Annotated in this window: 9 protein-coding genes; all 9 read right to left on the bottom strand. The window is 47.1% G+C overall.

The features are described from left to right. Positions 1–57: 57 nt before the first annotated feature. Positions 58–2,682: a pyruvate, phosphate dikinase gene (ppdK, locus tag V8Q34_RS22240; protein WP_033139312.1), complete on the bottom strand. Its 2,625-nt coding sequence runs from the start codon at positions 2,680–2,682 to the stop codon at positions 58–60. Between the two features lie 216 nt (positions 2,683–2,898). Further along, positions 2,899–3,816, bottom strand: coding sequence for an aldo/keto reductase (locus tag V8Q34_RS22235; RefSeq protein WP_033139311.1), 918 nt, complete (start codon positions 3,814–3,816; stop codon positions 2,899–2,901). 80 nt (positions 3,817–3,896) lie between these two features. Beyond that, on the bottom strand, positions 3,897–5,249 hold the full coding sequence (locus V8Q34_RS22230) for a Sapep family Mn(2+)-dependent dipeptidase (RefSeq protein WP_033139330.1): 1,353 nt from the start codon (positions 5,247–5,249) through the stop codon (positions 3,897–3,899). A 19-nt stretch (positions 5,250–5,268) separates the two neighbouring features. Beyond that, the gene (locus tag V8Q34_RS22225) at positions 5,269–6,564 is read right to left on the bottom strand and encodes an L-cysteine desulfidase family protein (protein WP_244806905.1); all 1,296 of its coding nucleotides are present in this window, start codon (positions 6,562–6,564) and stop codon (positions 5,269–5,271) included. A gap of 13 nt (positions 6,565–6,577) precedes the next feature. Continuing rightward, positions 6,578–8,077 (bottom strand): response regulator transcription factor, encoded by a 1,500-nt coding sequence (locus V8Q34_RS22220; protein WP_335836340.1) that lies wholly within the window; start codon positions 8,075–8,077, stop codon positions 6,578–6,580. 62 nt (positions 8,078–8,139) lie between these two features. Then, on the bottom strand, positions 8,140–8,979 hold the full coding sequence (locus V8Q34_RS22215) for a carbohydrate ABC transporter permease (RefSeq protein ID WP_033139308.1): 840 nt from the start codon (positions 8,977–8,979) through the stop codon (positions 8,140–8,142). Continuing rightward, positions 8,976–9,863, bottom strand: coding sequence for a carbohydrate ABC transporter permease (locus V8Q34_RS22210; RefSeq protein ID WP_033139307.1), 888 nt, complete (start codon positions 9,861–9,863; stop codon positions 8,976–8,978). Before V8Q34_RS22210 ends, V8Q34_RS22215 begins: the two co-directional genes overlap by 4 nt. A 91-nt stretch (positions 9,864–9,954) precedes the next feature. Continuing rightward, positions 9,955–11,271: an ABC transporter substrate-binding protein gene (locus V8Q34_RS22205; protein ID WP_335836339.1), complete on the bottom strand. Its 1,317-nt coding sequence runs from the start codon at positions 11,269–11,271 to the stop codon at positions 9,955–9,957. A gap of 2 nt (positions 11,272–11,273) precedes the next feature. Beyond that, positions 11,274–12,230 (bottom strand): uroporphyrinogen decarboxylase family protein, encoded by a 957-nt coding sequence (locus V8Q34_RS22200; RefSeq protein WP_335836338.1) that lies wholly within the window; start codon positions 12,228–12,230, stop codon positions 11,274–11,276. Between the last annotated feature and the right edge of the window lie 24 nt (positions 12,231–12,254).

Below are 12,254 nucleotides of genomic sequence, written 5' to 3'. Positions count from 1 at the left end.
AGCCTCTGCTTGGACACAATACGCTTTCGCGTACATTTATTCTATTGGCAAAATAGATTATTTATTATTCAGCGCTGCCTGTGCTGCTGCAAGTCTTGCGATCGGCACACGGAACGGTGAGCAGGAAACGTAGTTCAGACCCACTTTGTGGCAGAACTCTACGGAAGACGGATCTCCGCCGTGCTCGCCGCAGATACCCATTTTCAGAGTCGGGTTTGTCTTACGTCCTTTTTCTGCAGCCATCTGTACTAACTGGCCTACACCTGTCTGATCCAGTTTTGCAAATGGGTCAGATTCGTAAATCTTGTTGCTGTAGTAGGAACCTAAGAACTTACCAGCGTCATCACGGGAGAAACCGAATGTCATCTGAGTTAAGTCGTTGGTACCGAAGGAGAAGAATTCTGCTTCCTCAGCGATCTCATCTGCTGTCAGAGCTGCACGAGGAATCTCGATCATAGTTCCTACATGGTAGTTGATGTATTCGCCTTTCTCTTTCATAACTTCCTCTGCTGTTGCAACAACAACATCTTTCACGAATTTCAGCTCTTTCTTCTCGCCTACTAACGGAATCATGATCTCCGGAACGATATCATATCCCATCTCTTCTTTTACTTCGATAGCAGCTTCGATCACGGCTCTTGTCTGCATCTTGGCAATTTCCGGATAGGTAACAGCCAGACGGCATCCACGATGACCCATCATTGGGTTGAACTCGTGCAGTTCATCACACTTAGCCTGTACTTCTTCTGCTGTCAGACCCATATCGTCAGCCAGTGCTTTGATGTCTTCCGGATCTGTCGGAACGAACTCATGAAGCGGCGGATCTAAGTAACGAACAGTCATCGGGCGTCCTCTCAGAGCTTTATACATAGCCTTGAAGTCTGCTTTCTGGAAAGGAATCAGCTCATTCAGGGCTGCTTCTCTTGCTTCTACATTGTCAGACAGGATCATCTTACGAATCTTCGGAATACGATCCGGCTCAAAGAACATATGCTCTGTACGGCAAAGTCCGATACCTTCTGCACCCAGTTTTACAGCATTTTCTGTATCAACCGGTGTATCTGCATTGGTACGAACCTGCAGTTTACGGAACTGGTCAGCCCATCTCATGATGCGGCCGAAGTTTCCGCCTACAGAAGCTTCCTCTGTCTGGATATCACCTTTATAGATTTTACCGGATGTTCCATCCAGGGAGATGTAATCTCCTTCTTTGAATGTATATCCGCCTAATGTAAACCATTTCTCTTCTTCGTTGATCTTGATCTCTCCACAACCGGATACACAGCATGTTCCCATACCACGTGCAACTACGGCTGCGTGAGAAGTCATACCACCACGTACAGTCAGGATACCCTGAGCAGCGTGCATACCCTCGATATCTTCCGGAGATGTCTCCAGACGAACCAGGATAACTCTTTCGCCAGCTTCGTGAGCAGCTTTTGCTTCGTCAGCTGTGAAGTAAACTTTACCTGCTGCAGCACCAGGAGATGCCGGCAGAGCGGAACCGATCACTTCGCCTGCTTTTAATGCATCTGCATTAAAGGTAGGATGCAGTAACTGATCCAGGGATTTTGCTTCAATACGGCAAACTGCCTCTTCCGGTGTGATCATGCCTTCGTCTACCAGGTCGCAGGCGATCTGGATAGCTGCCGGAGCAGTTCTCTTACCGTTACGTGTCTGCAGGAAGTACAGTTTTCCTTCCTGAATTGTGAATTCCATATCCTGCATATCGCGGTAATGGTTTTCCAGTTTCATAGCCAGTTCCATGAACTGTTTGTAGCATTTCGGCAGGTCTTCTGCCAGTTTGCTGATTGGCTGCGGTGTACGAACACCGGCAACAACGTCTTCACCCTGAGCGTTGATCAGGTACTCACCATAGATACCTTTTTCACCTGTGGATGGGTTACGTGTAAACGCAACACCTGTACCGGATGTCTCGCCCATGTTACCGAATACCATTGCCTGTACGTTAACGGCTGTTCCCCAGTCTCCCGGGATGTCGTTCATACGGCGGTATACAATAGCACGCGGGTTGTCCCAGGAACGGAATACAGCTTTTACTGCTCCCAGTAACTGCTCCTTCGGATCCTGCGGGAATTCTTCACCATTCATCTCCTCAGAGTAGATAGCTTTGAATCTCTGCACCAGCTCTTTTAAATCATCTACAGTTAACTCTGTATCGTACTGAACGCCTTTTGCTTCTTTTACTTCATCAATGATTTTTTCAAAGAAAGATTTCGGCACTTCCATAACTACGTCAGAGTACATCTGGATAAAACGTCTGTAGGAATCATATGCGAATCTCGGGTTTCCGGTTTTTTTAGCAAAACCTTCCACTGCGATGTCGTTCAGACCCAGGTTCAGGATGGTATCCATCATACCAGGCATAGATGCTCTCGCACCAGAACGTACAGATACCAGTAACGGATCTTCATTATCTCCAAATTTCTTTCCCTGAATTTTTTCCAGTTCTGTCAGAGCCTCAAAAATCTGACCCTGGATTTCTTCAGAGATTTTTTTGCCATTGTCGTAATAGTTTGTACAAGCTTCAGTTGTTACAGTGAAGCCCTGCGGAATCGGCATACCTAAGTTGGTCATTTCTGCCAGGTTGGCACCTTTACCACCGAGCAGGTTTCTCATGTTGGCGTTTCCTTCACTAAATAAGTAAACCCATTTTGCCATTTTGAACATTCCTCCTAAAAGTAGTTGTATGACTTGTACAGAGAAGCGTATCCCCCTCTGCCGTATCACGCCGGCGGGCAAAGCCCGCACACAACCTATTTTAATCATTTTGGGAATATTAGTCAAGTAAGAATGGTAAAAATCATGAAAATTGGGGGTTTCCCATGTTTTTATGGGAAAAGCGGTCCGAAATTCGTCATTTCGGACTGTCTGTGCTTACGGAAGCTGTTTTCCGGCAGCCATATACAAAGCATACCACTCTTCTCTGGTGAGACGCACATCGGATGCCCGGCAGATTCCCTGTATACGCTCCCTGCTGGTACTGCCCACAATGGTCTGTATCCCGGCGGGATGACGAAGGATCCAGGCAACTGCAATGGCATTGCCGGTCACCTGATACTTCTCGGCAAGTTCGCCGATCAGACGGTTCAGTTCCGGATATTTATCACTGTTTAAAAAGACCCCCTCAAACATTCCGTACTGGAAGGGTGACCACGCCTGAATGGTGATATCCTTCAGACGGCAGTATTCCAGCACACTGCCGTCCCTGTTGGCACCGGCATCATTGTGCACATTAACATTGATCCCGGAATCAATAATGTCACAATGGGCAATGCTGAACTGGAGCTGATCTATTAAAATCTTTTTGCCGCAGTAATGATTCAGAAGTTCAATCTGCATGGCATTCTGGTTGCTGACCCCAAAATAGCGCACTTTTCCCGCTCTTTCCAAAATGTCAAATGCCTCTGCCACCTCTTCCGGCTCCATGAGCGTATCGGGGCGGTGCAGCAGCAGGATATCAATATAATCCGTGTTAAGGCGGGCAAGGCTTTTGTCAACGGATTCCAAAATATGTTTTTTGGAAAAATCATAACAGATACCTGGGCGGATAGCACATTTGGTCTGAATGAAAATCTTCTCTCTCAGCCCCGCGTCTACAGCCTGACCAAAAATTCGTTCGGCCTCTCCCCCTGCATATATGTCTGCATGATCAAAAAAATTGATTCCGCAGTCCACAGCGGTATCAATAAGGCCTCTGACTTCCTTTACAGAAGGCAGGCCGGTGATTCTCATACAGCCCAGCCCTATTTCCGACGCGCTTATTTTTCCTTTTCCAATCTCTATTTTTTTCATTTTTCTTCCCCTTTCTCTGCTTTTATCCTCACCGGATATTTTTGTTTTCTTGTAACTATTCTGTCTGCGTGTTCTTTCCTTTACAGTTCATTTAAATTTTGTAAAGCTTTCACATAAATCCGCACTGCCGTTTTCAGACTGCTGAGTGACTGGGCCTCATCCGCACTGTGACAGCTTCCATGGCCTTTTGGCAGTCCTGCTTTTTCCCAGTCAGACTGAAGCCCCGGGCCAAATCCCACTGCATTCGGAATCTTTCTGGCATATGTCCCCCCGCCCATGACGTACGGCTTTTTTCCATCCTTTACGATTTCCTCGTAGGCATTGGTCAGACAGGTGACAAACGGCGTATTCTTGTCCACATAAGAAGGCGGATCATCCTTAAAACTGCGGATGGAAAACCCGTATTCTCCTGCAGTTCTTCCCAATTGTTCAAGAATCTTCTCTGCTTTTGCAGTGATGGGATAGCGAATGTCCATATCAAGGACTGCCCTTTCTTCCTCCATTCTTACAACCGTACCGGATGCGGTAAGCGCACCGGAAAATTCATCTGCACAGTCTATGTTAAGTTCTCTTCCAAAACCGTCCGCACAGGCTTTATCCAGAAATTCCAGAACTGCTCTTTCCTTTTCTGAGAGTACAGATAAGTTCTTATCCTCACTGTATATCTTCTCTGCCAGAATCCCCAGGGCATTTTGGGCCCCCTGAGGAAATGCTGCGTGACCGGAAATCCCCTCAGCCCAAATTTCTTTTTTTCTTCCTCCTAAAAGCCGAAGCTCAGCCTTTGCATATGCCGGGATGCTGTTTACGGCGTTTCCGCCTGAGAGAATCATGTTTCCTTCCAGTTTTTCTGAGGCAAATTCCACCCTGCAGATTCCCTTTTCCCCATAACACACAGGAAAGGCACAGTCTGTCACAAAGGACATGTCCGGGGCTGGATTCTCATTTAAATATGAAACAACATCCTCCATATCTACCTCCTCCCTGCATCCCAATATCTGCAGAAATGTCACTCTGGGAACCATTCCCTTTTCCTTCAGATACCCCATTGCGTACATACAGGCCACCACCGGTCCCTTATTATCCTGCACACCTCTGCCTATGAGAATATCCCCTTCCCTGCTGCAGGAAAAGGGCGGATACAGCCATCCCGTCCCCTCCGGGACCACGTCCAGATGGCCCCAGATCCCGATCGTTTTTGTACCTGTTCCATATTGGATCACCGCACATTTATCTTCAAAAGAGCGGCAGGAAAAGCCCCATCTGCTTCCTATTTCCAATATCTTTAAAAGTACCTCCCGACAGGCTCTTCCGTAAGGTGCGCTGCCCTCTGACTCCCCGGAGATGCTGGGTATTTCCACCAGGGCGGCAATATCCTCCACCATGGCATTTTCTTTTTCTGAAAGCCACGCTTCCAGCTCCCTGTCTGTTGCCATATTTCTCACAGTATCCTCCTTATGTCTTCTGCTTTTCCAGCATCAGATCAAGTATGATCCGGTTCGCATCCTTCATGCCTGAATTGCCCAGAATCCCCAGATTTTCCAACGTCTTTTCTGCATTGACATGGACGATTCCGTCATGGCTGTCCGCTCCGCTCCCATTCAGTGCCATGTTGGCCGCCCGCACAGCGGACTGGACTGCCGTAGCTATTTTAAGTGCACAGCCTGGCTTTGCCCCGTCACAGACAACACCGGAAATATCTGCCACCATACTGTTGATTGCCCAGGTCATCTGTGCATAAGTCCCGCCCAGCATAAAGACAATGCCGCAGGCCACACCCATGGCTGAGGAAATGGAACATCCGCACAGCACGGAGAGCCTTCCCAGATAATGCTTGGTATGTACTGTGAGCAGGATACTCAGGGCCAGCGCGCGCAGGATTTTCTCCTCCTCTATTCCCAGCTTCTCGCCAATCGCAGCAATTGGAATCGTAGCCGTAAGCCCCTGGTTGCCGCTGCCGGCTGCGCTCATCACAGGTTTTTCACAACCGGCCATTCTGGCATCCGCGGCAGCCGCTGTCATAGCTGCTGCATAATTGGCAGCGTCCTGTCCCACAAGTCCGTTTTCTGTGCCGTCCATGAGATTTTTTCCCACCTGAAGTCCATACTTATGGCTGATGCCTTCCAGGGCTATCTCCCGGTTGATCTGCATGACTTCTCTTAAAAATTCCAGCTTTTTAAAAACTGCATGTTCAGAAAAATCCAGAATTTCTTCCAGAGTAACCGTATATGGCTCCTCTGCTGTTTCTTCTGCCTTTCCTAATTTTCTCTCTTTCTGATAACAGACCCTGCCGTCTTTTTCCACATAAACTATGTTCTTATGTGTCTCTGCTGTAATAGCCTTTGCCATATGGCTGCCCGCCCGAACGGTTACTTCTATGTAAACTTTCTCCTCTGTAGAAGCCAGTTCTATCCTGACTTTTCCCTGTTCTGCCAAGGCTTTTGCCTGCCTTTTTTCCTCCGGGCCGATACCGCTTAAGATCATAAGTTCTTTTTCGGGGCAGGCCGACAATGCCCCCAATGCCACAGCAATATCAAGTCCCGTCATACCTATACCCGGAATTCCCACATTCATGGCATTCTTGAGTATATACTGACTTGTCTTTACCGAGATTTCCTCCGGTGTCTCTCCCAGGCATGCTGCGGCACAGGCCGCAGTCAACGCAGCCGCTGCAGGTTCGGTACATCCCAGTGCCGGCGCTATCTCCCGGTGCAGCAGACTCTGGTAAAACACCCTTCTGCTCTCCTCCATTTTCTGTCCTCCATCAATTTCTGTCCGGGTTCTGACCCCTGTACTTCTTTGGTGTCATCCCTGTCTCCTGCTTAAATATCTGTATAAACCGGGAAGTATCATTATACCCGACCATAGATCCGATATCTGTGATAGAGTAAGTATCCTTCTCCAGAAATTCTCTTGCTTTTTCCACTCTAATCCGGCGGATATATGCAGAATAACTGATGCCTGTCTTCTCTGCGAAGAGATGGCTCAAATAAGCTGCATTCATAAAAAACACCTTTTCCGCCAGCATTTTGACCGAGATATCCATATAATAATTCTTCTGCGCATACGCTTTCATTCCAAGGATGATATCTTCCCCCTTGGAAGACTGGCCCTCCCCATTACAGGCACAGTATTCCTCCGCGGTCTCCAGGAGTCTCTGCTTCATATCTCCCATACTGGAAAAATCCATGAGACGCAGCCTTGGTATGGGTCTGCCTGCCGCCTGATGAATCAGCACAGCAGCCTGAGCCAGGAAGATTTCCAGACTGTCCACATGAATCCTCCCTCTTTCCTCCATATCACGGAAAATCTCATCTAACGCGGATTGTATCCTGTCCCTGCTCTTTCTCTCCAGAGAAATCTGCAGGAAATTCTTCTGTTCCTCTGTCATTTCATATTTTACTGCCTTTATATCAGTGATCACACTGTACTCCAACAGATGTTCATCACTGTAAATCCTGTTTTCCAACGCTGCAGTCGCCTGTGCAAGGGCATTTTTCAATTCCCCCGGCGCCTGATTTTCTGCGCTGATTCCCAGGTAACAGTCATACTTCTCTTCCAGAAGTTTCTGTATAATACGCTTCTGCCTAAAGCGGCTCTGTCCGTCTGCCCCCATAACGATCATCCATATGCCCTTCTCGAGCTCTATCAGACGAAAGGCAGTCCAGACCTCCTGCCCGTATATATTGTGGAGCCAGAGCATAAATTCCTCCCGCTCAGGATACCTTCTCCCTGAAAACCAGAGTACCAGAACCTGATATCTCCAGAAGACTTTACCGAACATCCGCTCTGCCAGCAAATCTTTTCCGGTTTCCTCTTCCTGCACACTCTGGGCTATAAATCTGGTCACCATATCCTTTCCCAAGAACATGGCCTGTTCTTTTTTTCTTGTGCTCTGCTGTCTGAATTTCATCAGAAATTCTTCCAGCTCCGCATCCTCTATTGGCTTCAGAAGATACCCCTCGGCTCCGAACTTTATGGCTGATTTGGCGTACTCAAAATCAGCATAAGCGCTGACCATGATCACCTTCGCCTCCGGGTCCTCTCTCTTTATCTCCCTGAGCAGTTCCAGGCCGTCCATTCTGGGCATACGGATATCTGTAAATACCAGATCAGGCTCTTCCTGCCTGAAAAGCGCCAGCCCCTGTTCCCCGTTCTGAGCCTCCAGGATCTGAAATTCCCGTCCGAAATCCAACTCCAATATCTGTTTTTTCATGGATTTTCTGGCATAAATCTCGTCCTCTGCAATCAGTATTTTCATCATCTGCGTATCCCCTCTTTCCGGCGGCTAAAAACATTCCTCCGGCTGCTGCCGTTAAAAAAAGTTTACCCTTTTACAGAACCGGCTGTCAAACCTTTTATAATGTGTTTTTGTCCCATACAGTAGACGATCAGCATAGGGAGCATAGACATAAGGTATGCCGTAAATGCCATGGTATAATTAAAAGAATATTCCGTCTTAAAATTATACTGGAATAAGGGAAGAGTCCAGATATCCTTGGAACGGTTTAAGATAAGCAGCGGAAGCATAAAGTCATTCCAAATCCACAGAAGATCCATAATCAAAAGTGTGGCAAGCATAGGTTTCACCAGGGGAATTACAATCCTGATATAAGTCTGGAAAACGTTACATCCATCCATATAAGCAGACTCTTCAATCTCAAAAGGCAGCCCTCTGATGTAGTTCACAAACAGGAATACTCCCTGTGTCAGACTGTAGGCGGCGTAGAGTAAGATCAGCCCCTGACGGTTCAGCATGTTCAGATTTGTCATGAGTTTTGTGACCGGAAGCATGATGACCTGAGAAGGAATGAAGAGTCCCATAAGCAGATAATAGTACACGCCTTTGTAGTATTTCCCGTTAAAATTCCTGGCAATAGCATAGGATACAGAGGGTACCAAAACCAGGATAAGCCCCACGGATACCGCAGAAATGATCAGCGAATTCTTCGCGAATACCCAGTAATTATTATTTTGGAACAGCTCCTTAAAATTGTGCAGATTCAGTCCTGACGGCAGGGCAAAGAAATCTTTTCCTGCCTCCTCCAGTGTCTTAAAAGAGTTGATGACAACCAGATACAGAGGAAACAAAATGAGGAACAGCCCCATAAGGATCAATAGATTTCGCAGGATAATCCATCCCATACCTTCTTTTTCTAATTTCATTCGTGGACGCCTCCTTTACTGGTAAGCTTTAACTGTGTCAGGGAAAAGACAGCCACAACCAAAAAGAGCACACAGGCCTCTGCGTTTGCCATGGAAAACCGCATGTTCTTAAAGGCATCATTGTAAATAAGGATGCCAATTACCTCTGTAGACCGCACCGGACCTCCTCCTGTCAACGCAAATGGGAAGTCAAAGGAGGTAAATCCCTGTTTGATCATCAAAACCAGATTGACAGTCAGTGTAGGCACCAGATACGGAAATGTCACGAACCGGAACCGCTGAAAGGGTGTGGCCCCATCCATTTTTGCAGACTCATACTGCTCGTCAGGAATCTGCTGCAGACCCGCCACAAAGATCACCGTCGGAAGTGCCACAGCCTGCCAGATATGTACAAAAACCACTGCGGGGAGAGCTGTTTTTCCCGTCATGAGAAGGCTCTGTGAAAGCCATCCGATTCCAAGTGCCTGCCCTACCAGCGGAACCACTCTGTAAAAAAGCTGGTCCCAGATAAGGGCGATCGTGATTCCCCCGATCATGGCAGGGACAAAAAATACAGATTTTGTAAATGTTCTAAATTTTTTCAGTGAATTAAGTGATAAAGAAAGCGCCAGAGAAAGCGTTACCACTCCCGCCACCAAAAGAATACTGTAGCAGACCGTAGTTTTTAAGGAACCCCAGAAATTCGGATTTTTAAACAGGGATATATAATTCTTAAACCCTACAATATGAAACGTAGTGGACATCCCATCCCAGTCTGTAAAACTGTAGCGGACGCCATTTATCACGGAGTATACATAGAAGAAACTGTAAAGAGCCACCGGAATCAGTGTAAACCCAAAATATATCCATTTTCCGGAGCCCTTTTTCTTCCATTTTGTATCCATTTTGTCAACCCCCTTCTGTTTTTCATGATTTTAGTAATAAAACGGCAGGCCGATGCCGGCACTGCCGTTTCCTCTGCATATTCCGCCTTACTTATTCCGCAGATGTGATCGCAATGGATTCATCCATTTGCTTCAGATAATTGTCCACATTTTTCTCACTCCAGAAGCCCTGGGTCACATTGTAAAGGTCTGTCACCACATTATTGTCAATGGTGGATGCCATCCAGTCATGTACCTGTCCGTCGGAAATCAGTTCCAGCATTGGCTGTACTCCCTCATCCTTATGGACCACACCTGTGATACAGGAAGGCGCACCCTCAGCGTCGCAGAAAAGCTGTGCATTTTCCGGCTGTGCCAAAAACTCCAGAAATCTGTAGGCACCTGCCTTTTCCTCCTCGGATGCCTTGGCTGAAATACAGACTGCTGCGTCAATACCGGATAAAGTATTTGTAGTCTCTCTCGTGTCATTTGGAAGAGGGAAGACGCCCAGCTTCAAATCAGGATTGGCAATCATAATGGTACCGCGGGCATAAGAGCCTGTGATGCACATAGCATACTGTCCATTGGCAAAGTTCTCATAGCACTGCATATCCGAAAGGGCAAGGGCATCCTCATTGCTGTAATCCAGCAGGGTAAGCATCTTTTCCGCAACCTTCTGAAAGCCCTCGTCACCTTCAATCTTACCTTCCCCGGCAACTGTCTTCTCAATGGTCTCCACACCCTCCGGATCAAAGGCAACGGTGCAGCACTGGAAGGTATGGCCTACACGTCCCGGGTCTTTTCCGTGAAGTCCCAGCGGTGTTACTCCCTTTTCCTTTAATGTGTTGCATACACTGACGAACTCTTCCCATGTTTTCGGAATTTCCAGGTTGTTTTCCTTAAAGATCGTCATATTGTACCAAACCCCCATATAGTTTCGGCTGAAGGGAAGCGCATAGTATTTTCCATCCTCCTGCTTCGTCATATCCAGGGCTGACTGCTCCACATTTTTCAAAAATTCCTGTTCTGATAAATCCTGTACATATCCGTTAGCCACCTTCTGATGGAACTGAAGCTGTGTAGGGAAGTCTGTGAAAATCACAGGGATATCACCGGATGCAACACGGGAGGTTAATACTGTAGGTGCATCGGGTACTGTGTTCATCTCAATCTTGATATCCGGGTTCTGTTCATTGAATTTGTCTATGATATTCTGGTACCCTACCTGGGCTGCTTCCTCTGACTTCTGCTGGAAAAATTCAAGTGTCAGCACATCTTTGCCATCCTCTTTTCCTTCAGTCTTGTCCTGAGTGTCTTCCTTTTTGGTTTTCTCCTGGTCCTTACCTGGATCTTTCGCGCCGCTGCTGCAGCCTGCCAGGCTGGAAACAGCCATTGCTGTACACAATAAAACCGCTAATTTCTTCTTCATAATCACTCATCTCCTTTTCTGTATGTATGTGCTGCTTCCACGGCTTCCCTGATATAGTCAAGACGGATGCCTTCCCCCTGTATGGTACAGTCCGCACCTATCATAATGCCCTTTGTTCCGAAGTCTTCAAGCACTGTCTGTACTTCTTTTCGTATCTCTTCTTTCGGTCCTTTGAGAATATTTCCCTTGTTGTTCAGGCCGCCGAGAATAGCACATGAGAAGTTCTCCCTGCCCTTTTTAAGGCTGTATCCATTGTCTTTTACGGACCAGTTTACCAGGTCTGCCGGATAGTCATAAAACCAGTCCACATGTGTTTTGAACGCATATTCCGGCTCCCCGCAGATATGCAGAATATTATACTTATCCTTTTTTCTATCCGCTGCTTGTAAAATCTGTAAATCAAAGGGCCGTACCAGTTGTTCCCACTCTTCTTTCGTAAATCTCCCTTCCTCACCATACTGTGCGGAGTAATAAATACCGTCAGCTCCCGCATCCAGATATGCTTCTGCCCACGCTTCAAGCCCGTCTGCCAGTTTTTGAATGCCCGCTCTGACTGCCTCCGGTGCCTCCTTGCTGTACTTCATGAGTACATCATCCCCAAAGGCTATGGATGCCGCTTTGAAAGGCCCGAACATTGTCTGGAAAAGCAGCACATCATCGCCTGCCTGCTCTCTGATGCCCCGGATAACCTCTGTCATTTTTTTCAGTTCTTTACTGTCCGTTCCCCTGATACCGATGTGAAACCAGTCATCGGCGCAGTGTATCTCACCGGTTACCGGGTAAGCATAATCCTGCATGATCTTTATCACATCCATATCCGTTTCCCGATAGAGTTTTAAGTGTTCCCCGATCATTTCCTCCACGGTAAAATCCGGTTTGTAATGGAACCAGAAACCAGCCGGTATATAATCTGTCTCTTCCCGGTTCATAACTGCTTTTACACGCTGTGCCTTGTTCATTTTTCATTTCCCCCTTTTGTATTA

The organism is Blautia sp. JLR.GB0024 (assembly GCF_037000545.1).
GTDB lineage: Bacteria > Bacillota > Clostridia > Lachnospirales > Lachnospiraceae > Blautia > Blautia celeris.
The sequence above is the reverse complement of the archived record's forward strand: the minus strand, read 5'-3'. Positions and strand labels throughout refer to the sequence as shown.

Bases quoted from the DNA above. Each gene is read 5' to 3' on its own strand.
- V8Q34_RS22230 (WP_033139330.1), bottom strand. From the start codon at position 5,249: ATGGCAACAGACAGGGAGCTGGAAGCGTGGCTTTCAGAAAAAGAAAAT.
- V8Q34_RS22225 (WP_244806905.1), bottom strand. From the start codon at position 6,564: ATGGAGGAGAGCAGAAGGGTGTTTTACCAGAGTCTGCTGCACCGGGAG.
- V8Q34_RS22220 (WP_335836340.1), bottom strand. From the start codon at position 8,077: ATGATGAAAATACTGATTGCAGAGGACGAGATTTATGCCAGAAAATCC.
- V8Q34_RS22210 (WP_033139307.1), bottom strand. From the start codon at position 9,863: ATGGATACAAAATGGAAGAAAAAGGGCTCCGGAAAATGGATATATTTT.
- V8Q34_RS22200 (WP_335836338.1), bottom strand. From the start codon at position 12,230: ATGAACAAGGCACAGCGTGTAAAAGCAGTTATGAACCGGGAAGAGACA.
- ppdK (WP_033139312.1), bottom strand. From the start codon at position 2,682: ATGGCAAAATGGGTTTACTTATTTAGTGAAGGAAACGCCAACATGAGA.
- V8Q34_RS22205 (WP_335836339.1), bottom strand. From the start codon at position 11,271: ATGAAGAAGAAATTAGCGGTTTTATTGTGTACAGCAATGGCTGTTTCC.
- V8Q34_RS22215 (WP_033139308.1), bottom strand. From the start codon at position 8,979: ATGAAATTAGAAAAAGAAGGTATGGGATGGATTATCCTGCGAAATCTA.
- V8Q34_RS22235 (WP_033139311.1), bottom strand. From the start codon at position 3,816: ATGAAAAAAATAGAGATTGGAAAAGGAAAAATAAGCGCGTCGGAAATA.